Source organism: Mycobacterium sp. SMC-8, from assembly GCF_025263565.1.
Taxonomy (GTDB): Bacteria; Actinomycetota; Actinomycetes; order Mycobacteriales; family Mycobacteriaceae; genus Mycobacterium.
On sequence record NZ_CP079865.1, the window covers coordinates 1747861 to 1770729 of the forward strand.

The following is a 22869-nucleotide window of genomic DNA, read 5'->3' on the forward strand; positions in this document are numbered from 1 at the left end:
CGCGGTGGCCCGGGTCTCTAGAGCGTAGGCGGTCCCGGACGGCCCCGTCAGGCCACGGTGCGCCGGAACTCGCTGGGGTTGACGCCACGGACTCGTTTGAACGCCGCGCTGAACGCGAACGGGTCCGAGTAGCCGACGGTGCGGGCGACCTCGGCCAGGGTCGCCGCCCTGCGCTCCCGCATCACATCCACGGCCAGTGTCATCCGCCAGGCGGTGAGGTAGGTCAGCGGCGGTTCGCCGACCAGCTCGGTGAACCGCTTGGCCAGCGTCGACCGCGATACCCCGGTGCGCTCGGCCAGCTGCGAGACCGTCCACGGCGCGGCGGGCTCGGCGTGCAGCAGCCGCAGCGCGTCACCCACCACCGGGTCACGCTGGGCGCTCCACCAGGCCGGCGGTTCGCCGCCGGGCCGGTCGAACCACTCGCGCAGCGTGCACACCAGCATCCAGTCCAGCAGCCGGTCGAGCACCACCTGCTGGCCGGGGATGTCGAGCGCGACTTCGGCGGCCAGGTGGTCGAGCACCGCGTCACCGGTGCCCCCGCCGGGGACCCGCAGCACGGTCGGCAGCGCGTCCAGCAGGGGTCGGTTGATCTCGCCCTGCACCGGGTAGGCGCCGACGATCAGCGTGGTTGCCCCCGCCTCGTTGTGCGCGACGTCGTTCCAGCCCAGCCGGTGTCGGGTGCCGCCGAGTTCCGGGGTCGCGCAGAACTCTCCGCATGCGAGCGGCTCCGCGGCGGTGCCGGGTGTGTCGACGAACCTGAACGTCGCGGGGCCCTTCACCACGACGGTGTCGCGGGCGCGCACCGGCTCGGCGTCGCCGTGTTCCGGCACGACCCAGCCCGCGCCGTCGAGCACCGTGCACAGGGTCAATGGTGCTCCGTCGACGAAATGTAGCGACCACGGCGCGGACAGCGTGGACGCGCCGAACAGCGAACCCTGTGCGCGCACCCCGCGGCAGAGGTCGTCGAAGACGTCCATCCCGCCAGGCTAGACGATCGCACAGGGAAATCGGCGGATCACCCATGGATTCGTCCAGTCGAGGGCCGTTGACTGGGGGCATGGCACACGACACCACACTCGTCCTCGGCGCCACCGGCAAGACCGGCAGGCGCGTCACCGCCCGGCTGCGACTGGCCGGCGTCCCGGTGCGGACCGCATCGCGGTCCAGCCCCACCCCGTTCGACTGGACCGACCCCGACGGCTGGGACGCCGTGCTCGACGGCGTCGGCACCGTCTACGTGGTCGCCCCGACGGTGCCGGGCCCGGTCCATGAGTTCATCGCCCGGGCGGAGTCGGCGGGGGTGCGGCGCGCGGTCCTGTTGTCCGGCCGGGGCGCCGACACCTGGGGCGACTCCCCGTTCGGGCTGGACATGCGGTCCGCCGAAGACGCCGTGCGCGGCTCGGCGCTGGAGTGGACCATCCTGCGGCCCAACAACTTCGACCAGGACTTCGACGAGGACGTGTTCCACGCGCCGCTGCTCGGCGGGACCCTGGCGCTTCCGGCGGGCGAGGTGCCCGAGCCGTTCATCGACGTCGAGGACGTCGCCGACGTGGCCGCCGCGGTGCTCACCCAGCCGGGCAGGCATGCCGGGCGGGTGTACGAGATGTCGGGGCCACGCGCCCTGACCTTCGCGGAGGCGGCCGACCTGATCGCCCGCGCGTCCGGGATGCCCGTGACCTACAAGCAGATATCGGCCGTCGAGTACACCGCGCAGCTCGTCGACGACGGGTGGGCCCGCGCCGACGCGCAGCACATCGCGGAGATGTTCGTGATGATGGAGCGCGGATTACTTGCCGAACCCGCGGACGGCGTCACGCAGGTGCTGGGCCGGCCGCCCCGTACGTTCGAGGACTACGTTGTTCGGGCCGCGGCGGCCGGAGCGTGGCACCGATGACCGCGGTCGAGACCGCCCTGACCCGCGAGGACCGGAACTTCCTACGGCGGCCGCTGCACGGGTTCCTGACCGTGGCCGCGGGCCCGGTGCCCCCGCAGCCGCGGCCGGTGTGGTTCGAGCTCACCGCCGACGACACGATCGAGCTGTTCACCGCCGCGGGCGCCGCCAAGGTGCGGCAACTGCGCGCCGACCCGCGAGCCTCCCTCGTGGTCGCCGCGCCGGTCGGCGAACGCGAACGGTGGGTGTCGCTCACCGGCCCGGTCACGGTGGCACCCGACGGGGCCGCTGACCTGGCCAGGCGGCTGGCCGCGCGGTACTGGGACCTCGACGACCCGGTGCGGGCCGCCCATCTCGAGGCGATGCTGGCCGACGAACACCTTCGGGTGGTGCTGTGGCCGCAGCGGGTCAGCCGGGTCGCGGTGTGACATATCCCGCGGGGCGGGACCGGTTGCCGGCCGGCGCATCGGGAACCCGTCGGGCAAGGAGGTTTCCGATGTCCGAGACTCACGACCGCTCACCCGCCCCCGGCGCCCCGACCCGGCAGGACCCGCCGGTGCTGCTCTACGACGGCGTCTGCGGGTTCTGCAACGGCGCGGTGCAGGCCATTCTGCGTGTGGATCGGCACGGGTCGCTGCGGTTCGCCGCGCTCGACAGCGACTTCGCCCGCGGCGTCATCGCCCGCCACCCGTTCCTCGCCGACGTCGACTCGGTGGTCTTCGTCGACGACCCGGGCGGACCCGACGAGCAGGTCGCGGTCAAGTCCGCCGCGGCGCTGCGCGTCACCGACTACCTCGGCGGGCCGTGGCGGGCCCTGCGGGCCGCCGAGGTCATCCCGGCCCCGCTGCGCGACCGGCTCTACGACGGCTTCGCCCGGGTCCGGTACCGGATCTTCGGAACGCATGACACCTGCCCGATCCCGGCGCCCGAGGTGCGGGCCCGCTTCCTGGACTAGCTGTGAACTAGCGGAGGTCCCCGCTCAGTTCCAGATGTGCACCCGCCGTTCGGGTTCCAGGTACAGCTCGTCGTCGGGTCCGACCCCGAACGCGTCGTAGAACGCGTCCATGTTGCGGATCACGCCGTTGCAGCGGAACTCCGGCGGCGAGTGCGGGTCCACCGCCAATCGCCGGATCGCCTCGGCTTCACGGGATTTCGTGCGCCACACCTGGGCCCAACCGAAGAACACCCGCTGCTCGCCGGTCAGCCCGTCGATCACCGGTGCGGGCTTGCCCTGCAGTGAGAGTCGATACGCGAGCAGTGCTATTGAGAGGCCGCCGAGGTCGCCGATGTTCTCGCCGACGGTGAACGCGCCGTTCACATGATGCGACGGGTCCAGGTCGCGGGGCACGAACTCCTCGTACTGTTCGATCAATGCCGTGGTGCGCTTGCCGAATTCGGCGCGGTCCTCGTCGGTCCACCAGTCCACCAGGTTCCCGTCGCCGTCGTACTTGGCGCCCTGATCGTCGAAGCCGTGTCCGATTTCATGACCGATCACCGCGCCGATGCCGCCGTAGTTGGCGGCGTCGTCGGCGTCGGCGTCGAAGAACGGCGGCTGCAGGATCGCGGCCGGGAACACGATCTCGTTCATGCCGGGGTTGTAGTACGCGTTGACCGTCTGCGGCGTCATGAACCACTCGTCGCGGTCCACCGGGCCGCCCAGCTTGGCCAGATCACGGTCGTACTCCAGCGCGTAGCCGCGCCGGTAGTTGCCGTACAGGTCGTCGCGGGCGATCTCCAGCGCGGAGTAGTCCCGCCACTTCTTTGGGTAGCCGATCTTCGGGGTGAACTTGTCGAGCTTGACCAGTGCCTTCTCCCGCGTCTGCGGAGTCATCCAGTCCAGCGAGTTGATGCTGACCCGGTAGGCCTCGCGCAGATTGGCCACCAGCTCGTCCATCCGCGCCTTGGCCTGCGGCGGGAAGTGCCGATCCACGTACAGCCGGCCCAATGCCTCACCCATCAGGCTCTCCACCACCGATACGCCGCGCTTCCAGCGTTCGCGGATCTCCTCGGTGCCCGACAGTCTGCGCCCGTAGAACGAGAAGTCCTCGGCGATCAGTTCGTCGGTGAGCAGGAACGCCCGGGCGTGGATCACCCGCCAGCGCAGCCAGTTCTTCCAGTCCTCCAGGCTCTCGCCGGCCCACAGCCCGGCGAACGCGGTCAGGAAATCGGGCTGGCGCACCACCACTTCGGCGGCCTGGTCGTCGCGAGCGCCGAGTCCCGACAGCCAACCCGGCCAGTCGAAGCCGGGCGCTTGCTCGACTACCTCGGCGAACGTGCGCAGGTTGTAGGTCAGGTCGGCGTCGCGGCGCTTGACCACGTCCCAGTGCCCGGCCGCGATCTTGGTCTCCAGCGCGACGATCCGCTCTGCGGTGTCGGCGTGATCCTCGGCGCCGCCGCCGTAGACCAGGCCGAACATCGCGGCGATGTGCCCCGGGTAGGCGGACAGGATCTCGGCGTGCTGCTCGTCGCGGAAGTACGACTCGTCGGGCAGCCCGATCCCGGACTGGGTCAGGTGCAGCAGATAGCGCTCGGAGTTCTTGGAGTCGGTGTCGACGTACAGGCCGGTGCCCCCGCCGACGCCGGTGCGCTGCAGCGCGCCCATCACGCGCGCCAGCGCGTCGGGGCTGTCGGCGGAATCGATGGCGGCGAGCTCGTCGAGCAGCGGGGTCAGTCCGCGTGCCCGCACCGTGTCCTCGTCCATGAAGCTGGCGAAGAGGTCCCCGATGCGGGACGCGTCGTTCGAACCTGAGATGCGGGACGCGTCGTCCGAACCTGAGATGCGGGACGCGTCGGTTGAGCCCGAGCTGCGGGACGCGTCGGTGCCGTGCGGGGCGTCCCCACCGGCCACCTCGTTGATCAGGTCGCGGATCTGTTCCTCGGCGCGGTCGTAGAGCGTGCGGAAGGCGCCGTCGGTGGCCCGGTCCGCCGGGATCTGGTACTCGGCCAGCCAGCGGCCGTTCACGTGGCCGAACAGATCGTCCTGCGGACGGGCGTCGGCGTCGACGTAGCGCAGGTCGAGTCCGGACTTGGTTGTCGACTTGGGCGATGTAGCTTCTACCGTCACCCCACAAGCCTGCCAGAACGTGCCGGTACCCTCACGCGCATGCCCGATGACGAGCCGGAACCGCGCACTGACGGGATCATCAGCCGCTACGGCGTCGGGTCGGCGGTGCTCGCGGTAGTGGGGGTCGCCGCGGTGGTGCTGGCGGTGATGATCTGGAACGGGCACCGCGCCGACACCGCTGAACTGAGGTACCGCGGTGAGGTGCTGCAGACCGCCGTCGACTGGACCGGCGTGCTGATCAACATGAACAAGGACTCCGTCGACGCCGACATGACCACGCTGCACGAGGGCACCGTCGGCCAGCTCAACGCCGAGTTCGAGACCGCCGTCGAGCCGTACCGCAAGCTGGTGCAGACGCTGCAGTCGCGCACCACCGGGCAGATCGACTCGGTCGCCATCGAGACCATCCACCATGCCGAACCCGGTGACGAACCCGGCGCCGCGCCCGACCCCGAGCAGGGCCTTGAGGGGTTCTCGTCGCGCACCGACACCGTGATGGTGGTCGCGACCTCGCTGTCGGAGAACGCCGGCACCGAGAAGCCGCAGACGGTGCGCTGGACCCTGCGACTGGACGTGACCGACGTCGACGGCAGGCTCGCGATCTCCCGGCTGGAGCCGATCCGATGAGGAACCGGCTGCGTGTGCTGGCGTTCGATGTGCTGGCGCCGGCGGCGGCGGTGGCCGCGCTGGTGTACATCGGCGTGGCGCTGGGCTGGCCGCTGTGGTGGGTCGCGGTGTGCTCGGTGCTGTGCGTGCTGGTGGTCGAAGGGGTGATCGTCAACGCGGTACTGGCCCGCCGCGACAAGGTGACCTTCGGCACCGACGACGACGGTCCCGGGCTGCGGCTGGCGGTGGTCGCGACGACGACGGCGGCGCTCGTCGCCGCGGCGGTGATCGGATACACCCAGTGGACCCGGCCCGACCAGACGTTGCGTGACGACAGCGCCGAGGTGACCGGCATCGCCAGCAGCGTCGCCGAGGCGTCAGCGACGTTCACGCCGCAGAACCCCACCTCGTCGATCGACCGCGCCACCGGCATGATGTCGGCCGCCAGCGCGGAGCGATTTCGCAACGAATTCGCCGCCGTCGCAAAGGATCTGGGCGGACGGAACGTGTCGGCGCAGGCGAGCACGGTGTCGGCCGGCGTCGAGGCCATCGGGCCCGACGCCGCGAGCGTCGCGGTGATCCTGCGCGGCACGCAGAGCAGCCCGGGCCAGCGGCCGGCCACGGCGGTGCTGGCGCTGCGGGTCACGCTGTCCAAGAGCGACGGGCGCTGGCTCGTCGAGGACGTCGCGCCGATCCACTCCCGCTGAGGCTCCGCCGCCCAGGGCCGTGGGTCAGTCGGTGGTGCGCTGGGATCGCATCTTGGCGAAGCGCTCCGAGAGTCGGCCCATCCTGATCATCAGCGATGCCGGCGGGCTGGTGGTGCCCCGCAGATAGGCGGCGAAGTCGTCGGCGGGCACGCCGATCCGTGACGCGAACTCCTGCTCGCCCAGACCCGAGCGCTCTAGCAGCAGGTGCACGTGGCGCGCCACTTCCGCGCACTCATTGGCCTCCAGGTGCTCGCGAGTGCGGTGCAGCACCTCCGACATCGCGCGCGACACCCCGTAGGGCCTGGCGGTCTCGAGCACCTCTTCGACCTGTCGGGCGGTCCTGCCGAACGGATCCCGCTTGATCGCGACCACGATGCGCTGCCACACGGCGAGGTCGTCGTTCTCCAGCGCGGCCCGGATCGCAGCGGTCGGCCAGAACTCGACCGGACGGTCGTCGGCGGGCGGGTGGGCGCGGCGGTCTGTGCCGCGTACCTCGGGCATCTCAGGGGCCACCATCACCTCGTCTCCTCCAACATGGCCACTGCCACCGCGAGGCAGCGCTGCCTGACCCGCGCCCACTCGGACTCCCCGTCGGCGCCGGCCGCGGCAAGGTCCGGCCCGTCGGCCGGAGCGGGCTCGGCCAGGCGCCGCACCAACTGGGTGGCCACCCAGTACGGCCTGGCCGGTTGACCACAGTAGTACCGGTCCATGCCGGCGAGCACTTCTGCCGCGGTGTTGGCGTCCATCGAATCCACCAGCTCGGCCAGGTCGTCGTAGTCACGGGCGCTGTTGCGCTGCAGGATCAGGAAGCTCTTCAGCCGCAGCGTCTCGGCGCCGGTCGGGATCTGCAGCCGGTCGCCGGTGGGCAGCAGCACGTTGGTGGTCTCCATCGGGCTGATGCGGGCCAGCGGGGGTTGCCCGTTGCCCTCGGCGTCCCGTGCGTCACGTTCGACGGCCAGCGCGTCCAGGGCGACGTCGAGTCTGCCGCGCCACATCGTCACCGGGTGCTTGGGCAGTTTGACCGCGACGGTCTTGCCGTGCGCCCGGTTGCTGACTGCCGCGGTGATCCTCTCGTCGCGCCCGACGCGGCTGCTGGTGGCCTTGCCGCACGGCTGGCAGCCGCTGAACGCGAGCGGGTCGGCAACGGTGATCGCTTGTGGGACAAGGGTTTTCAGTTTCGCCGCGGACTTGACCACGGTGCGCAGATCCGAACCGGACGGTGCCAGCGCGGAGATGTCGTCGGGGATGATCACCAGGTCGCCGATGTCGGCCTTGGGGAGCGGCTTCTCGAAGTCCACCGACGGCAGGATGCGGTCCAGCCAGCGTGGCAGCCACCAGTTCCACTCGTCGAACATCGCCATCAGGGCGGGCACCAGCACCAGCCGCACCACGGTGGCGTCCACCGCGATGGCCACCGCGCACGCGACACCGAGCTGGGCGACCAGCGGCATGCCGGCGAACGCGAACCCGATGAACACCGCGATCATGATCAACGCGGCGCTGGTGATGGTGCGAGCGCTTGTGGACACGCCGTAGGCCACGGCGTCGCGGGTGTTGCCGGTCTGCAGGAACCGTTCCCGGATCCGGGTGAGCAGAAAGATCTCGTAGTCCATCGACAACCCGAACGTCAGCGCGAGCACCAGCGGCGGGATCGTGCTGTCCAGTGACGAGATCTGCTTGAAACCGAGGTCGGACAGCCAGCCCCACTGGAACACCACCACCAGCGAGCCGTAGGCGGCGGCGACCGAGAGCACGGTCATCAGCACGCCCTTGAACGCGAGGAACACCGACCGGATGGAGACCAGCAGCATCACGAACGCGATCAGTGCGACGAACAGGAACACCAGCGGCTGGGTTGCTGACACCCGGTCGTCGAAGTCCTTGATCAGCGCGGTGGGCCCGCCCACGTCGACGCGGGCGGCGTCACCGGCCACCGGCGGCAACTGGTCGCGCATCCAGTCGATGGTGTCGCGGGAACCCATATCCTCGGGATCGACCGACAGCACCGCCGACAGCAGCGCGCTGCGCCCGTCGGTGCCGAACACCGGCGGCGACACCGACACGGTGTTGGGGGCCTGGCCCATCTTGTCGCGGAGCGACTCCAGCAACGGCACCTCGGACTGGGCCGTCTGTCCTTCGGGGACGGTGACCAGCACCCTGACCGGGCCGAGCGCGCCTGGGCCGAGCGCCTCGGCCGCGGCGTTGACCCCACCGCGGATCTCGTGGGTCGGGTCGAACTGCCGCTGCATGCTGTTGCCGAGCACCATCGAGAACGCCGGCGCGGCGAATGCCAGCAGCAGCGCGGCGGCGGCCGCCGCCGAGAGCCACGGCCTGCGCATGACCCAGCCGGTCCAGCGGGTCCAGAACTTCGACTGGGTGGCCTCCACCCCGCGGCCCCAGTGCAGGTACGACGACCGCTTCGCGGCCCGGCGGCCGAACGTGGCCAGCACCGCGGGCGTCAGCGTCGTGGAGGTCAGCACGGCCACGGCCACGGCCAGGATCGCACCGGTGGCCATCGACTGCAGCACCGGGGTGTTGATCAGATAGATGCCGGTGACCGACGCGATGACCGTCAGGCCCGACAGCACCACGGCCAGACCGGACGTGGCCATCGCCGCGTCGACGGCGTCCTCGGGTTCGCGGCCGGCGCGCAGCTCCTCTCGGAACCGCATCAGGATGAACAGCGAGTAGTCGATCGCCACCGCGATGCCGAACATCGACACCGTCGACGTCACGAACACCGACATCGTGGTGTACATCGACAGCAGGAAGACCAGGCCCATGGTCACCACGACGGTGCAGATTCCCAGCAGCAAGGGCATCGCCGCGGCGGCCAGCGAGCCGAACACCGCCAGCAGGATGATCAGGACGATCGGGAAGTTCCACTTCTCGGCCTGGGCGATGTCGTGTTTGGTGGCCAGCGTCGCCGCGGCGCCGAGCGCGCCCTGGCCGATGACGTAGAGCCGGACCTTGCCGTTCTCCATCTCACCGGGCTCTTCGCCGTCGACGCCGATCTTCTCCCGCAGCTGCTTGGCGACGTCGACCGCACCGGTGTTCTCGAAGTCCAGCTGCAGCGTGATCACGTACGGGCGGTCGGGCTGCGGCGGCGGCTGTTGCGGCGTCGGGACGACCTTGACGCTGGGCACCTCGGAGGCGAGGCGCTCGAGGTGGGTGACCGCGTCGGCCATGTCCTGGAACGACGCGTCGGGGCGCGGTGCGGCGACCAGGGCGAGCGGGGAGGCGCCCTGATCGGGGAACTGCGCCTCAAGCTGGCGCTGTACGTAGAGCGACTGCGAACCTTCGACCTCGAAGCCGCCGCCGGTGAGGTGGCTGGACTGGTTCATCGCCAGATACACCGAGGGCACCAGGAGCAGGAGCCACACCGCGAACACCGCCCAGCGGAACCTGCGCAGGTTGCTGCTCAGGCGCATCATGAACTGCTGGATCGGAACTCCCCACTTTCTCCCCGGCTGCCGATAGCGAGAGGGTACAGCAGGTTTCTGTCAGTTCGCCGGGCTGAAACAGCTGGCAGAAATGCCTCATCCAGGGACGATGCCTGCGGGTTCGGTCGCTGTATTGGTAAGGCCCGAGGGGGCGATGGCAGTATGGCGGCGGAGCTACACAGGCGTCGGGGACCCTCTGCTCATCATCGCAGCACGTTTGCGAAGCACGTCACGCGTGTTAGCGAACTGTTAGGAGTTCGTCATGCATCTACCCGTGAAATTCGCCGCCGTGATCGCCGGAGGGGCCGGCATCGCGATGCTGACCGGCCCGATCGCGGTCGCCGCGCCCGATCCGTGCGCGGCCAGCGAGGTTGCCAGGACCGTGGCCGAGGTCGCGACCTATACCGGCAACTACCTGGAGGCCAACCCGAAAGCCAACGGGGCGATCACCGCGATCTCCCAGCAGCAGGAGGGGCCGCAGTCGATCGCCGCGCTGAAGGCGTACTTCGACGCCAACCCGCAGGTCGCCTCCGATCTGCAGCGGCTCCAGCAACCGTTGGTCGCGCTGTCGGGCAAATGCCGGCTGCCGGTGACCCTGCCGCAGGTGTTCGGGTTGATGCAGGCCGCGCAGCAGAGCCCGGCGTTGCCCGCCGCCCAGAACGCCGCGGTCACCGCGACCGGCTGACCGGCCCTTTCTTGTAGAAGTTCTCATCAACGGTTAATCGCTCGGCAAGAAAGTGCGCGGCGGCTCTGCTTAGCTTTCTAGGATGGTCTCGACCGGCGACCGAAACGGCCCGGTCCACCTCTGACGAAGGAGCCTCCATGGTGTTCTCGGCCCCAGCTGTGCGTCGCACGGTCCTGGGTGTGCTCGGCGCAGGCGCGGTTTCCGGCGGGATGCTGTTCGGTGCCCTGCCCTCGGCCTCTGCTCAGCCCGCTCCGCCACCGCCGAACTGCACGGCAGCCGACTTCTCCGGGGTTGCCTCCGGTGTCTCCGCGGCCACGTCGGCCTACCTGTTCACCCACCCCGACGTGAACGCGTTCCTGACCGGCCTGCACGGCAAGCCGCACGAGCAGATCCGCACCGAGGTCGCCGACTACCTGGCCATGCATCCGCAGGTCGAAGCCGAGCTGCGCGGTGTCCGCCAGCCGCTGACCGACATCAAGCATCGTTGCGGGTTCACCCCTGACGACCCCGACGGCCCGAACTTCCCGTAACGCGGTGCAGGACAGGGTGGACACTCCGCCTGCTCATGGGGGGGAGCTGTCCGCCCAGGACGGCGCGGGTCGGACGGTGTTGATGGTCGACGACGACCCCGACGTCAGAACTTCGGTGGCGCGTGGTCTGCGGCACTCCGGGTTCGACGTCAGGGTCGCCGCGACGGGCAAGGAGGCGCTGCGGCTGCTGTCCAGCGAGTCGCACGACGCGCTCGTGCTCGACGTGCAGATGCCCGAGCTCGACGGGGTCGCGGTGGTGACTGCGCTGCGTGCGCTGGGCAACGACATCCCGATCTGTGTGCTGTCGGCCCGCGACACCGTCAACGACCGCATCGCCGGGCTGGAGGCGGGCGCCGACGACTACCTGACCAAACCGTTCGACCTCGGGGAGCTGGTGGCACGGCTGCACGCACTGCTGCGGCGCGCGCACCATTCCGCGCCGACCTCCGACTCGATGACGGTGGGCTCGCTGACCATCGACACCGCGCGGCGACTGGTGTTCGTCGCCGGGGAACGGGTCGAACTGACCAAGCGGGAGTTCGACCTGTTGGCCGCGCTCGCGGAGAACGCCGGCGTGGTGCTGAGCCGGCAGCGGTTGCTGGAGCTGGTCTGGGGTTACGACTTCGACGTCGACACCAACGTCGCCGACGTGTTCGTGTCGTATCTGCGCCGCAAGCTCGAGCGCGACGGTCTACCCCGGGTGATCCATACCGTGCGCGGCATCGGCTACGTGCTTCGTGAAGAGCCCTGACATGCGGGTGAGCTGACCCTGCCCGCCGTGCCCCGCCTTCCACGATTCCTGCGATCGGCGTCCCTGCGCACCAGGGTGGCGATCGCCGCGGCCGCCGCCGCGGCAGCGGTGGTCGCGGCGTTCACGATTCTGACCTCGCTGGTGCTGGCCGGCAACGACGAGGCACAGCTGGACCGCCGGTTGGATGCGATCGTCGACGCCAGCGTCTACCCGGACCAGCTGTCCGATCCCCGGCGCGGGGTGCTGCAGACCGGCCGGGCGCGCTCGTCGGGCCAGGTCGTCTACCAGCGCGGCTTCCAGCTGCCGCCGCTGCCGCCGGGGACCGACACCGTCATGGTCAACGGCGTCGAATACCGTGTGCGCACCATCCCGTCCGAGCAGGAGGGCGGGGTGCTGATGTCGATTGGTATCCGCGCCGACAGCATCCTGCTGAGCCGGGCCAGGATCCCGTTCTACATCGGGGTCGGGGTGGTCACCGTGCTGCTCGCCGGGGTGCTGGGCTGGTTGCTGGCCGGCGCGGCGATCAGGCCGTTGCGCAAACTGACCGAACACACCAAACGGCTCGACCACGGCACCGCGCAGATCCCGGCGGTACACGGGGTGCGGGAGGCTGAGGACCTGTCCGAGGCGATGAGCGCGATGCTGGACCGGCTCGCCGCCGCGCAGCGGGCCACCACGAATTCGCTGCAGGCCGCCCAGGACTTCGCCGCCAACGCCGCCCACGAGCTGCGCACCCCGCTGACCGCGATGCGGGCCGACCTCGACACCCTGCGCATCCACAACCTGCCCGAGGAGGAACGCGAGGAGGTGGTCGCCGACCTGTCGCGCGCTCAGCGCCGGGTCGAGGCCATCATCACCGCGCTCGGTCAGCTGGCGTCGGGGCAGCTCGCGCAGGACGAGGACCGCGAGGTCATCGACGTAACCGACATGCTCGACCGGGTGGGCCGCGAGAACATGCGGGTCCGCCGGGACGTGCAGATCGAGATCGACGCCGCCGACGACCTCGGCACCGTGCTGGGCTGGCCGGGCGGCCTGCGGCTGGCGGTGGACAACCTGGTGCGCAACGCCGTGACCCACGGGCAGGCCGGCCGCATCGTGCTCGCCGCGCACCGCGACGGCGGTGTGGTCACCATCGTCGTCGACGACAACGGCCGCGGCCTGCCCGCCGAGGAACACGAGGCGGTGCTGGGCCGGTTCTCCCGGGGCAGCACCGCCGCATCCGGGGGTTCTGGGCTGGGTCTGGCGCTGGTCGCGCAGCAGGCGGCGCTGCACGGCGGGACGATCACGCTGTCCGACAGCCCGCTCGGGGGTCTGCGCGCAACCCTGACGATCTCCAACGATCTTGCACCGCAGGAGTTTTCAGGCTGACGGACGACGCGCCAGTACCCGTGCCCCGGCTCGCCAGCCCAGCAGCAGCACCGCGGTGGTCAACGACGCGACGACGATGAAACTGACCGCGGTGCCCTGCCCGGTGGCCTTGCGCAACAGCATCCCGACCACGATCGTGGCGACCCACACGATCAGCCCGGTCGGCGCCGGCGACGTCGGCTGTCGCCAGGCCCGGCTCACCAGCCAACCGGCGACGGTGCCGGTCAGGAACGGCCAGGCCGTCTCGGCGATCCCGGTGACGGTCAGGCCCTCGGCGTGGCTGCGCCGCCCGATCGTGCAGAACACCACGACGCACACGAGGTCGGCGGCCAGCGCCTTCAGCGCGGTCGCGGAAGACGGGGAGTCGGTCGTCACGAGATGAAGGCTAGCGACCCGGATCCTCGGGTGGCGCACCGGATTTCTCGTCGGGCGGGTGGAACGCCTCCGGGTCCGGGCTGAATTGGGCCGGCGGCGCGGGATCGCCGGGGACGTCGCCGTTGATGTCGGGGTCCAGGGCGCTCTCGGTGCGGAACATGAAGAAGAACACCACCCAGCCGATGACCGAAATGAAGATCCAGCTGATCAGCCGGTAGACCAGCATCGCCGAGATCGCCGACGCCAGCGACATCCCGCTCGAGACCAGGCCGGGCACCAGCACCGCCTCGACCACCAGCAGACCACCGGGCATCAGCGGGATCGATCCGACGGCGCGGGCGGCCGCGTATGCGACGGTGACACCGGCCAGCGACGGGTGCCCGCCGGTGGCGTAGCAGGCGAACAGCAGGCATGCGACGTCGGCGATCCAGTTGAACAGGGACCAGCTGAACGCCTTGCCCAGGTCCCGCCGGCTCAGGTGCACTGCTTCCAGCTGGGTCAGGATCTCGCGCCACTTCGCCAGTCCCGTGTCCAGGGGCTTGCCGCGCACCGAGTTGGCCCACGTCAGCACCCGCACGCCGATGCCGTCGAGCAGCTCCGGCCGGCTGGCGACGGCCTGCGCCAGCAGGATCAGCGCGAGGAACCCGCCGAGGGAGAAGATCAGTGACAGCGGGTTCTTGCTCGCGCCGAGCAGGAACGCACCGCCCAGACCCAGCAGGGCGAGCCCGATGACCTGCAACACCCCGGACATCACCAGCTGCCACGACGCCACCAGCGGCGAGGCGCCCCACAGCCGCTGCTGCCGGTAGATGAACGTCGCCGAGAGCACCGGGCCGCCGGGCAGTGTGGTGGACAGCGCGTTGCCGGCGTAGAACGCCGCCTCCGAGCGCCACTGATGCACCCGCACGCCGGCCGAACGCAGCAGCGTGCGCTGGATCTGGGCGAAGCTGTGCATCGATGCCATCGCCGCGACCGCGGCGGCCAGCACCCACAGCCAGTCGGCCGACCGCAGACTGGCCCACGCCTTGGCCAACTGGTCCCGCACGAGCGCGAGTTCCACGGTCAGCACGATGACGGCGAGCGCGATCAGCGCCCAGCGCAGCCACCAGTACCTGCCGCGACTGCGACCCGGCCCGGCCGGGCCGGTCTGGGTGTCGCTCGGGGGCGCGTCGTGAGACACGCGGTACAGAGTAAGCCGCATACACCCTGCAACAGCAGATCCCGGGCGCGTCCAGGCGAGGCCGTTACGCTACCGGAATGTCAGGTGGCCCGTCCTTCGACACCGTGGCCGACGAGTCGGTCAGCCCACTGGTCAGGAAGGCGGCGGCCTGGTCGTGGCGACTGCTGGTGATCCTCGGCGCGATCGTCGCGTTGCTGTGGATGATGCTGCGGCTGGAGATCCTGGTGGTGCCCGTCGCGCTGGCCACCATCCTGGCCGCGCTGCTGATGCCGGTCGTGGACTTCCTGGACCGTCGCGGCGCCCCCCGCGGCGGGGCGGTGGCGCTGGTGCTGCTGACGGGCTTCGCGCTGTTCGGCGGCCTGCTCACGTTCGTGGTCAACCAGTTCATCGAAGGCGCGCCGGATCTGGTCACCCAGGTGTCGACCAGCATCGAGGGGCTGGTCCGGTGGTTGACCGACGGCCCGCTCGCCGTCAGCCCGGCGCAGATCAACCAGGCCCGCGACGAGGCGATCGAAGCGTTGCGCAGCAACCAGGAGAAGTTGACCAGCGGTGCGCTGTCGACCGCCGGCACCCTGACCGAGATCATCACCGGTGCGCTGCTGATGCTGTTCACCCTGATCTTCCTGCTGCACGGCGGACGCACCATCTTCGCGTTCATCACCCGGGTGTTCCCGTCGCACGTGCGTGACCGGGTCCGCGACGCCGGCCGCGCCGGGTTCCATTCGCTGATCGGGTATGTGCGCGCGACGTTCCTGGTGGCGCTCGTCGACGCCACCGGTATCGGCATCGGGCTGGCGATCATGGGGATCCCGTTGGCGCTGCCGCTGGCGTCCCTGGTGTTCCTCGGCGCGTTCATCCCGCTGGTCGGCGCGGTGGTGACCGGCTTTTTGGCGGTGATCGTCGCGCTCATCGCGAAGGGCTGGATCTACGGCCTGATCACGCTGGGTCTGATCATCGCGGTGCAGCAACTGGAAGGGCACGTGCTGCAGCCGCTGGTGATGGGGCGCGCGGTGTCGATCCACCCGCTGGCCATCGTGCTGGTGATCGCCGGTGGCGGCGTGCTCGCCGGGATCGTCGGGGCGTTGCTGGCCGTGCCGGCGCTCGCGTTCATCAACAGCGCGATGCGGGTGCTGGTTGCCGACGACCCCGCCGCCGAGCAGGCGGCGATGGAAGCCGACGAGGGGCCCGTGGTGCGGGCCGAACCCGACGACATCGAGACCGAGGTGCCCCGGGAGTGATCCCGGGAACCGTCAGAGCCGGCCTTCGCGGCGCAGGAGGTCCTGCGCGCTGAGCCCGTTGCTGCCGCGACGCTTCGGATCCTGGTCCGGCCGCGTGTTCAACTTCTCGGTGGCGGCGTCGGCATCGGTCTGCCGCGCGGCGGGGATGGCCCGCGTGCTGGCGTCGTCGCCGTCGTCCTCCTGCGCAACCTTGCCGGACGGAATCGCCGTGGTCGGCTCGCTGGTGTCGGGCATGGCGTGGGTCGGCTCGGCGGACGGCCGCAGCGGCGCAGGTGCGGCCGGGCCGGCGCCGGACGCGCCGGTGCCCCGCAGATCACCGAGCCACGACTCGATCTCCCGCTCCTCCCGCGGCTGCGCCGGCGGGGGAGCGGACTTCTCGGTGGCGCGCTGGGCGGCCGCGGTGGCGTTGCTGACCGCGTTGCGCACCGCGTTCTTGGCGATGCCGAACCGGGTGGTCGGGGCTTCCTGTTCGGGCTGCGGCGGCACGGGCGGGCGGGGCGGCGCCCCGGGGATGCGTGCGGTGCCCACTGCCGACGGGTCGGCGGTCCGCGGCGGGGCCGGGATCCGCGTCGTCGGTCCGGGCGGGCGTCCACCGGGCGCGGGATGGGTCGGATCGTGCGGCGGCAGCGGCCGCGCCGGCAACGGCGGGCCACCGGCGCCGACCAGCGCCTCGGCCGGCGCCGTCTCCCGGATCAGCGGACGCTTGCGCTCGTCGGGGAGCTCGGTCTCGCCGAGACCCAGCTTCTCCTGGACCCGCTTCATCCAGCGCGGCGCCCACCAGCAGTCGTCGCCGAGCAGCTTCATGATCGCGGGCACCAGGAACATCCGGATGATCGTCGCGTCCAGGAGCAGCGCGATCAACAGACCGAACGCCAGATACTTCATCATCACCAGGTCGGAGAACACGAAAGCGCCCGCGACGACGGCCAGCACCAGCGCGGCGCCGGTGATCAGGCGGCCGGTGGTGGCGGTGCCGATGCGGATCGCCTCGGCGGTCGACATTCCGCGCTCGCGGGCCTCGACCATGCGCGACACCAGGAACACCTCGTAGTCGGTGGACAGACCCCAGATCACGGCGATGATCAGGCCGATCATCGGCGCCATCAGCGGCTGCGGCGTGTAGTTCATCAGGCCCGACCCGTGGCCGTCGACGAACATCCAGGTCAGGATGCCCATCGTTGACCCGAGCGTCAGCGCGCTCATCAGCGCGGCCTTGATCGGTAGCACGATCGACCCGAACGCCAGGAACATCAGGATCGTGGTGGTGACGATCAGCACCAGGCCCATCAGCGGCAGCCGGTCGAACAGGCTGTGGATGCTGTCCTGTTCCAGCGCGGGGGTGCCGCCGACGGAGATGTCGATGCCGCGCGGCGGCTGGATGGACCGGAGCTCGTCGATCTTCTGGGAGGCGTCGTTGCGATTCACCAGACCGTTCTGGATCACCCGGATGGACGGATCCTCCGAACCGCCCTCCTGGACGGACCGCTCCTGCCACATCTTCGACGGATCGTTGTCCGGGTCGGTGAACCCGCTGATCGTCATCGCCTTGGCGCGGATCTCGGCGAGCTGCTGGTCGGTGACCGCTTCACCGTCCTGACGCTCGATCACCAGAGTCAGCGGCTCGGTGCGGAAGCCCGGGAAGCTGCGGTCGAAGTCCTCCTGCGCCTGACGCACCCCGTTGTCGGGCGGCAGGTATTTCTCGCTGATGCCGCCGAGGGCCAGCTGTCCCAGCGGGATGACGAGCAGGATCATCACGATCAGGATGGGCGCGGCGAACGCGATCGGCCGCTTCATCACGACGTTGACCAGCCGGCCCCAGAAACCCTTCTCGACCTCGGCGCGGGTCTTGGTCTTCTGGGTCTTCTCGGCCAGCCACTCCAAGTAGACCCGCATCGGCTTCCAGTTGCGGAAGAACGGTACCCGCAGCAGCGTGCGCACCCCGAGCGCGTCGACATTGCGGCCCAGGATCGCGAACGCGGCGGGCAGCACGGTGACCGACAGGATCGCCGCGAGCATGACCGACGCGATGATCGCGTAGGTGATCGACTTCAGGAAGCCCTGCGGGAACAGCAGCAGCGGCACCGACGACGCGACCAGGATCACCGCGGAGAACATCACGGTGCGGCCCGAAGTCATCACCGTGCGGCGCACGGCGGCCTCGGTGTCGTAGCCCTCGGCGATCTCCTCACGGAACCGGCTCACCATGAACAGGCCGTAGTCGATCGCGATGCCGAGGCCCATCAGCGTGACGACGGGCTGGGCGAAGAAGTGCACCGGCATGAACTCTGCGAACAGCCGCATGATGCCCAGTGCGCCGGCGATGGTCAGACCGCCGATGATCGCGGGAAGGGCCGCGGCGATCACGCCGCCGAACACGAAGAACAGCACCACCGCGACCAGCGGGATCGCCGCGACCTCGGCGCGCTTCTGGTCCTCGCCGATGGTGCCGGTGAGTTCACTGGCCAGCGGCTGCAGGCCGGCGAGCGCGATGTTGCCGTCGTTGACCTTCTGCAGGTCCGGTTCGACGACCTGGTAGTTCTTCAGGATCTCGTCGTCGTCGTCGCCCTTGAGCGGAATGCTGATGAAGGTCTTGGAGCCGTCCTCGGTCTTCATCTGCTGCACGGTCTCGGCCGTGCTGTCGGGGGCCCGCAACCAGCCCACCCAGCTGACGATCTGATCCGGGTGCTCGGCCACCACGTCGTTCAGCTCGCCGGTGACCTTTTCGATCCACTGTGGGTCGGTGACCTTCTTTCCGTCCGGCGGAGTGAGGATCGCCACCACATGGCTGGTCCGGTCGCGCCCGTAGGCCTCGTCGGAGACCAGCGACGCGTGCACCGACTGGCTGCCCTCGTCATAGAAACCGCTCTGTGTGACGTGCTGTCCCAGGCTGATGCCGTAGACGCCGCCGCCCAGGCACAGTGCGACCATGACACCGATCACTATGTATCGGTACTGGTACACCGTTCGACCCCACCAGGCGAACACGTGATGCTCCTATCGGTCTTCGAAAGTCCCTGTCATCTTCGCCCCCACACGTCGGACCCGGGGCTTTCAGTTATCTAGACGCGCGAGTTCAGCAGCGACGACAGCGGCCGGAAAGGCTGCAGCCAGGCGCCCTGCTCGGGTAGCGAGTCAAGTCCGATCCGCGGCAACGGCTCCCGGAAGACACCGGGGATGTCTTCCAGATCGACGAACTCCAAGGTATCCGACGCTAACGCCCAACTGGCATGTTCGCGAAATCCGAGCACCTGGACCTCGACACCGCTTCTGGCGATGTCCTCCAGCGGCAGTTTGAACGCCTGGCCGTCGGCCGAGGCCACGATCAGCCCGGCCAGTCCTTCGCTGCGCCGCAGCGCGATGTGGGCCAGCATGTCGCTGTCGACGTCGCTGTCCTCGTCGATCTTCGGTTTGGCGAACACCGCGAAACCGACGTTGCGCAGCGCCTCCACCCAGGGCCGGACGACGTCGGCGCTTCCGGGGGCGATGTTGGTGAACACGGTGGCCTCGGGTTCCAGCGCCACCGGTCGTCCGGACCCGGCCTGCGCGGCCGACAGGTCGGCGGTGCGGCCGAGCAGCCAGCGGCCCAGCGCGTCGAATCGCGGCCGGTGCGCGGCGGTCGGGCGGCCGCCGAGGATCGCGCCGAGTCCCATGTCCAAGTTGGGGGCGTCCCACACCAGCAGCACCCGGGCTTCGGGTGCGGTGTCGGCGCCCAGCGCGGCTGGGGTCACGGGCTCGGGGTTGTCCGGCGCGTCCGGCGGGGCCGGCATGTTGTCGGTCAGGCTCATGGTGTTCTCTCCCAGAGGAGTTCGGCAACGGTGGGACCGGCCAGCGCCTTGCGCTCGTACTTGGTGACGGGCCGGGCCACGGAGACGGGCAGTCCTGCGGTGTCGGCGCCGGTGCCTGCCTCGACGCGGCGCAAGAGCGGTTCGGCATCGCCGACCTCGGCGATGTGCTCGGCGTAACCCATGTGGTCGGTGGCGACATGCAGGATCCCGGCCGGCCGCAACCGGTCGGCGATCAGTGCCACGACGTCGGCCTGCAGCAGCCGGCGCTTGTGGTGCCGGGCCTTGGGCCATGGATCGGGGAAGAACACCCGCACACCGGTCAGCGAGCCCGGGCCGACCATGTGGGTCAGCACGTCGACCCCGTCGCCGCGGATCAGCCGGATGTTGGTGACGGGATGGTCGGTTCCCGAGGTCCGGTCGATCGCGGCGAGCAGCTGGGCCAGCCCCCGCCGGTAGACCTCGACGGCGATGACGTCGACGTCGGGTTCGGCCTGGGCCATGGCCAGTGTCGAGGTGCCGGTGCCGCAGCCGATCTCCAGCACCAGCGGCGCGGTGCGGCCGAACCACGCTTCAAGGTCGAGCCGGCCCGCCGGGGCGTCGCCGTCGCGGGCCTGACACCCGAGCTGCGGCCAGAGCCGGTCCCAGATGGCCTGCTGGTTGTCCGAGATCGTCGAGCGGCGGGCCCGGAAGCTGGTGACCCGGCGGTGGAAGTGCGGATGGTCCTCGGGGTCCGGCGCCTCGGGTGCGGCGAGGTCGGACTCCGGCGTGTGCATCCGTCCATAGTCGCTCATCGCGCCTGCGCTCCCTGCATCGTGTGACAGATTGATACCCAACAGTTGCCTTGTGAATTCGTGTCCTGACCGGCCCGCGACCGGTGCCACGATGGGAGTTCGGAGCGGGCCGTCCACCGGTCCGGGACACGGGGGCAGGCACATGTTCGCCGACGTCGTGGCGGAGTTCGCCGCACACACGCACGACCCGCGGCTGCGCGCCGTGCCGGAGCGCTTGCGGGACCCGGTCAGGGTAGCCGTCCGGGGCCGGAGCGGGGTGGGCTGCGGGTCCGTCGCCCGCGCGCTGGCCGCGTCCGGCGTGCCGGTGGTGACCGCCGTAGATGCCGCCGACGCGCAGGTGATCGTGGTCGCCGAGGTGCTCAAACCCGAGGACCGGGCGCTGCTCACGGCGCCGGTGCCGACGGTGATCGTGCTGAACAAGGCGGACCTGGCCGGCCGGGTCGTCGGCGGGCCGCTGGCCGCGGCGACGGCGTGCGCGGCCCGGATCAGCGGGACGGCCGGGGTGGCGGTGGTGCCGATGATCGCGCTGCTGGCCCGCCCCGAGCTCGACGGGCGGGATGTCGCGGCGCTGCGGACACTGGCCGCGACCCCGGCCGACATGACTTCCACCGACGCGTTCGTCGACGCCGAGCACCCGGTGCCGGCCGAGGTTCGGCGCCGGCTGCTCGCCCGGCTGGACCGGTTCGGGCTCGCACACGCCGTGCTCTCCTGCGCCGAGGGGGCCGACGCGGCGACCGTCAACCGCGCGTTGCGCGATCTCAGCCAGGTCGGCCGCGTGGTCGCGGCGGTGGACGCGATGACCGCCGAGGTGACGTACCGGCGGGTGTGCGCGGCCGTCGACGATCTGCACCGGGTGGCCGCGGAAACCCGCGACGACGGACTGGCCGGCTTCCTCGCCGGCGACGACGCGGTGATCGCGGTGATGGCCGCCGCCGTCGACGCGATGGAGGCGACCGGGCTGCGGGTCGACCGCGGCGACAGCCCCGACGCCCACGAACGGCGCGCCGTGTACTGGCACCGCTACGCGGGCGGCCCGGTCACCGGGCACCACGGACGTTGCGCGGCAGCCATCGCGCGCGGCTCACTGCGGTTGCTGAGCCGGTCGCGGTGACCGCACCGGACGTGGTGCTGGTGACCGGCCCGCCGCGGGCGGGGGTGACCAGCCTGGTCGGGGAGCTGCGCAGCAGGATGCCGAACTGCCGGTTCGTCGAGCCGGGCGACGCCGGGCACACCGGCCCACTCGCGATGGTGCTGTTCGTCGTTTCGGCGGTGGCTCCGATCACCGAATCCGACTGCGCGCTGGCCGATCTCGCCACCGCGGCCACTGACGCGGTGGTCGCGGTGGTGTCCAAGATCGACGACCACCGCGACTGGACCGCCGTGCTGGCCGCCGACCGGGCGCGGCTGGCCGCGCACACGCCGCGGTTGGGCCCGATCCCGTGGATCGGCGTGGCGGCGGCGCCGCGGCTGGGTGATCCGGTGATCGACGAACTGGTCAGGGTGCTCGGGGAGCAGCTGGCGGACCCCGGCCGGGCCGGGCGGAACCAGCTGCGCGCATGGGCGGCCCGCGAGCAGACGCTGCGCGACGAGCGGGACCGGCTGATGCGGGAGCGCCGGGCCGGCGCGGCGCGGCGGGCGACCCTGCTGCGCACCGACCTCGCGCAGGCCCGCCTCACCGTGACCCACACCGCGCGGAAGCGGTGCGCGGCGCTGCGCACGGAACTGCTCGACGACGCGGCCGCGGCGGGCAGGGGGGACGTCGACGGGTTCGCCGACCGCGCCCGCAGGCGCGCGGCCGAGGTCCTCGCCGCCGTCGACGCGGACCTCACCGCGCACGCCCATGCCGAGGCCGCCGGTCCCGCGGCGGCGCCGGACGAGCCGTGGCTGCCGGATCCGCCGCTGCGCGCCCGGCGGCTGGAGATCCGGCTGATGACGGTGCTGGGCGCGGGGTTCGGGCTGGGGGTCGCGATGGTGGTGCCCCGGCTGCTGTCGGGGCTCGCCCCGGAGCTGGCCACCGTCGGGCTGCTCGCCGGCACCATGCTCGGCCTGGTCACGACCGCGTGGGTGATCCGGACCCGGGCGCTGCTGCACGACCGGTCCGTGCTGGAGCGCTGGGCGCTGGAGGTGGTGGCTGCGCTGCGCGTTGTCAGCGAGGAACGGGTGGCGACCCGGATGCTGGCGGTCGAGACCGCGCTCGCCGCTGCGGGCGCGGCCTCCGGGGACGCGGAGGACGCCGTGGCAGGCGCGCGGATCGCGCAGGTCGAGGCCGCGCTGCGGGAGTTGTCCCGTGCGCGGCAGCGCCGAATCGGGCACCATGACTTGTTACCGCTCGGTAGATCGCCCGGTGGGAACCATCTGAATCGTTCCTGTGAGTGAATGGACATCGTCCTGATTCACCGCAGGTATGTCACCCGCGTTAACCTCAGTAGACAGTGACCAGGGAATCTGAGCCTTG

Annotated in this window: 21 protein-coding genes; 12 read left to right on the forward strand and 9 right to left on the reverse strand. The window is 70.6% G+C overall.

All coding sequences use genetic code 11. The annotated features are described in order from the left end of the window. Positions 1-47: 47 nt before the first annotated feature. Positions 48-977 carry an AraC family transcriptional regulator gene (locus KXD97_RS08575; RefSeq protein WP_260756308.1) on the reverse strand — a complete coding sequence of 310 codons (930 nt, stop codon included), beginning with the start codon at positions 975-977 and terminating at the stop codon, positions 48-50. Between the two features lie 80 nt (positions 978-1057). On the opposite strand from KXD97_RS08575, the gene KXD97_RS08580 reads away from it, so the two are divergent. From KXD97_RS08580 to KXD97_RS08590, 3 genes are all read left to right on the forward strand, one after another. Beyond that, positions 1058-1894: an NAD(P)H-binding protein gene (locus tag KXD97_RS08580; RefSeq protein ID WP_260756309.1), complete on the forward strand. Its 837-nt coding sequence runs from the start codon at positions 1058-1060 to the stop codon at positions 1892-1894. Beyond that, on the forward strand, positions 1891-2319 hold the full coding sequence (locus tag KXD97_RS08585) for a pyridoxamine 5'-phosphate oxidase family protein (protein ID WP_260756310.1): 429 nt from the start codon (positions 1891-1893) through the stop codon (positions 2317-2319). Before KXD97_RS08580 ends, KXD97_RS08585 begins: the two co-directional genes overlap by 4 nt. A gap of 68 nt (positions 2320-2387) precedes the next feature. After that, positions 2388-2846, forward strand: a complete 459-nt coding sequence (locus tag KXD97_RS08590; protein ID WP_260756311.1) for a thiol-disulfide oxidoreductase DCC family protein — start codon at positions 2388-2390, stop codon at positions 2844-2846. 24 nt (positions 2847-2870) lie between these two features. Here KXD97_RS08590 and KXD97_RS08595 read toward each other — a convergent pair whose 3' ends face one another. Then, on the reverse strand, positions 2871-4955 hold the full coding sequence (locus KXD97_RS08595; RefSeq protein ID WP_260756312.1) for a M13 family metallopeptidase: 2085 nt from the start codon (positions 4953-4955) through the stop codon (positions 2871-2873). Positions 4956-4994: 39 nt separating this feature from the next. Between KXD97_RS08595 and KXD97_RS08600 the strand changes: the two genes are divergently transcribed. Together KXD97_RS08600 and KXD97_RS08605 are read left to right on the forward strand one after the other, a co-directional pair. Further along, a complete protein-coding gene (locus KXD97_RS08600; RefSeq protein WP_260756313.1) occupies positions 4995-5582 on the forward strand; it encodes a hypothetical protein in 588 nt (195 codons plus the stop codon). Continuing rightward, positions 5579-6268, forward strand: coding sequence for a hypothetical protein (locus KXD97_RS08605; protein ID WP_260756314.1), 690 nt, complete (start codon positions 5579-5581; stop codon positions 6266-6268). Before KXD97_RS08600 ends, KXD97_RS08605 begins: the two co-directional genes overlap by 4 nt. A gap of 24 nt (positions 6269-6292) precedes the next feature. Here the strand turns inward: KXD97_RS08605 and KXD97_RS08610 are convergent, their stop codons facing one another. Then, a complete protein-coding gene (locus KXD97_RS08610) occupies positions 6293-6784 on the reverse strand; it encodes an XRE family transcriptional regulator (RefSeq protein WP_260756315.1) in 492 nt (163 codons plus the stop codon). Next, on the reverse strand, positions 6784-9702 hold the full coding sequence (locus KXD97_RS08615; protein WP_260756316.1) for an MMPL family transporter: 2919 nt from the start codon (positions 9700-9702) through the stop codon (positions 6784-6786). The genes KXD97_RS08610 and KXD97_RS08615 overlap by 1 nt, the downstream gene beginning before the upstream one ends. A 271-nt stretch (positions 9703-9973) precedes the next feature. Here KXD97_RS08615 and KXD97_RS08620 point away from each other — a divergent pair, with 271 nt between their 5' ends. From KXD97_RS08620 to KXD97_RS08635, 4 genes are all read left to right on the forward strand, one after another. After that, positions 9974-10396 (forward strand): hemophore, encoded by a 423-nt coding sequence (locus KXD97_RS08620; RefSeq protein WP_260756317.1) that lies wholly within the window; start codon positions 9974-9976, stop codon positions 10394-10396. Between the two features lie 137 nt (positions 10397-10533). Beyond that, the gene (locus KXD97_RS08625) at positions 10534-10926 is read left to right on the forward strand and encodes a heme-binding protein (protein WP_260756318.1); all 393 of its coding nucleotides are present in this window, start codon (positions 10534-10536) and stop codon (positions 10924-10926) included. A gap of 4 nt (positions 10927-10930) precedes the next feature. Next, complete coding sequence (locus KXD97_RS08630) at positions 10931-11677, forward strand: response regulator transcription factor (RefSeq protein ID WP_313901364.1); 747 nt, start codon at positions 10931-10933, stop codon at positions 11675-11677. A gap of 27 nt (positions 11678-11704) precedes the next feature. Beyond that, on the forward strand, positions 11705-13045 hold the full coding sequence (locus KXD97_RS08635; RefSeq protein ID WP_260756319.1) for a HAMP domain-containing sensor histidine kinase: 1341 nt from the start codon (positions 11705-11707) through the stop codon (positions 13043-13045). Here the strand turns inward: KXD97_RS08635 and KXD97_RS08640 are convergent. Then, complete coding sequence (locus KXD97_RS08640) at positions 13037-13420, reverse strand: DUF3054 domain-containing protein (protein WP_260756320.1); 384 nt, start codon at positions 13418-13420, stop codon at positions 13037-13039. The genes KXD97_RS08635 and KXD97_RS08640 overlap by 9 nt on opposite strands. Before the next feature lie 10 nt (positions 13421-13430). After that, positions 13431-14600 carry a YbhN family protein gene (locus KXD97_RS08645; protein WP_260756321.1) on the reverse strand — a complete coding sequence of 390 codons (1170 nt, stop codon included), beginning with the start codon at positions 14598-14600 and terminating at the stop codon, positions 13431-13433. Between the two features lie 77 nt (positions 14601-14677). Between KXD97_RS08645 and KXD97_RS08650 the strand changes: the two genes are divergently transcribed. Continuing rightward, complete coding sequence (locus KXD97_RS08650; protein WP_260756322.1) at positions 14678-15838, forward strand: AI-2E family transporter; 1161 nt, start codon at positions 14678-14680, stop codon at positions 15836-15838. A gap of 12 nt (positions 15839-15850) precedes the next feature. Here the strand turns inward: KXD97_RS08650 and KXD97_RS08655 are convergent, their stop codons facing one another. The 3 genes from KXD97_RS08655 to trmB form a co-directional block, all read right to left on the reverse strand. Next, entirely contained in the window at positions 15851-18823 is a 2973-nt protein-coding gene (locus tag KXD97_RS08655; RefSeq protein ID WP_260756323.1) for an MMPL family transporter, read from the reverse strand. A gap of 74 nt (positions 18824-18897) precedes the next feature. Further along, positions 18898-19623 carry an NYN domain-containing protein gene (locus tag KXD97_RS08660; RefSeq protein WP_260756324.1) on the reverse strand — a complete coding sequence of 242 codons (726 nt, stop codon included), beginning with the start codon at positions 19621-19623 and terminating at the stop codon, positions 18898-18900. Then, positions 19620-20414: a tRNA (guanosine(46)-N7)-methyltransferase TrmB gene (trmB, locus tag KXD97_RS08665; RefSeq protein ID WP_260756325.1), complete on the reverse strand. Its 795-nt coding sequence runs from the start codon at positions 20412-20414 to the stop codon at positions 19620-19622. Before trmB ends, KXD97_RS08660 begins: the two co-directional genes overlap by 4 nt. A 91-nt stretch (positions 20415-20505) precedes the next feature. Here trmB and KXD97_RS08670 point away from each other — a divergent pair, with 91 nt between their 5' ends. Together KXD97_RS08670 and KXD97_RS08675 are read left to right on the forward strand one after the other, a co-directional pair. Further along, on the forward strand, positions 20506-21525 hold the full coding sequence (locus KXD97_RS08670; protein ID WP_260756326.1) for a ribosomal L7Ae/L30e/S12e/Gadd45 family protein: 1020 nt from the start codon (positions 20506-20508) through the stop codon (positions 21523-21525). Continuing rightward, complete coding sequence (locus KXD97_RS08675) at positions 21522-22790, forward strand: hypothetical protein (protein WP_260756327.1); 1269 nt, start codon at positions 21522-21524, stop codon at positions 22788-22790. The genes KXD97_RS08670 and KXD97_RS08675 overlap by 4 nt, the downstream gene beginning before the upstream one ends. Positions 22791-22869: the final 79 nt, after the last annotated feature.

Coding starts and splice junctions, on each gene's coding strand:
- KXD97_RS08575 (WP_260756308.1), bottom strand. CDS start 977: ATGGACGTCTTCGACGACCTCTGCCGCGGGGTGCGCGCACAGGGTTCG.
- KXD97_RS08580 (WP_260756309.1), top strand. CDS start 1,058: ATGGCACACGACACCACACTCGTCCTCGGCGCCACCGGCAAGACCGGC.
- KXD97_RS08585 (WP_260756310.1), top strand. CDS start 1,891: ATGACCGCGGTCGAGACCGCCCTGACCCGCGAGGACCGGAACTTCCTA.
- KXD97_RS08590 (WP_260756311.1), top strand. CDS start 2,388: ATGTCCGAGACTCACGACCGCTCACCCGCCCCCGGCGCCCCGACCCGG.
- KXD97_RS08600 (WP_260756313.1), top strand. CDS start 4,995: ATGCCCGATGACGAGCCGGAACCGCGCACTGACGGGATCATCAGCCGC.
- KXD97_RS08605 (WP_260756314.1), top strand. CDS start 5,579: ATGAGGAACCGGCTGCGTGTGCTGGCGTTCGATGTGCTGGCGCCGGCG.
- KXD97_RS08610 (WP_260756315.1), bottom strand. CDS start 6,784: ATGGTGGCCCCTGAGATGCCCGAGGTACGCGGCACAGACCGCCGCGCC.
- KXD97_RS08615 (WP_260756316.1), bottom strand. CDS start 9,702: ATGATGCGCCTGAGCAGCAACCTGCGCAGGTTCCGCTGGGCGGTGTTC.
- KXD97_RS08620 (WP_260756317.1), top strand. CDS start 9,974: ATGCATCTACCCGTGAAATTCGCCGCCGTGATCGCCGGAGGGGCCGGC.
- KXD97_RS08625 (WP_260756318.1), top strand. CDS start 10,534: ATGGTGTTCTCGGCCCCAGCTGTGCGTCGCACGGTCCTGGGTGTGCTC.
- KXD97_RS08650 (WP_260756322.1), top strand. CDS start 14,678: ATGTCAGGTGGCCCGTCCTTCGACACCGTGGCCGACGAGTCGGTCAGC.
- KXD97_RS08660 (WP_260756324.1), bottom strand. CDS start 19,623: ATGAGCCTGACCGACAACATGCCGGCCCCGCCGGACGCGCCGGACAAC.
- trmB (WP_260756325.1), bottom strand. CDS start 20,414: ATGAGCGACTATGGACGGATGCACACGCCGGAGTCCGACCTCGCCGCA.
- KXD97_RS08670 (WP_260756326.1), top strand. CDS start 20,506: ATGGGAGTTCGGAGCGGGCCGTCCACCGGTCCGGGACACGGGGGCAGG.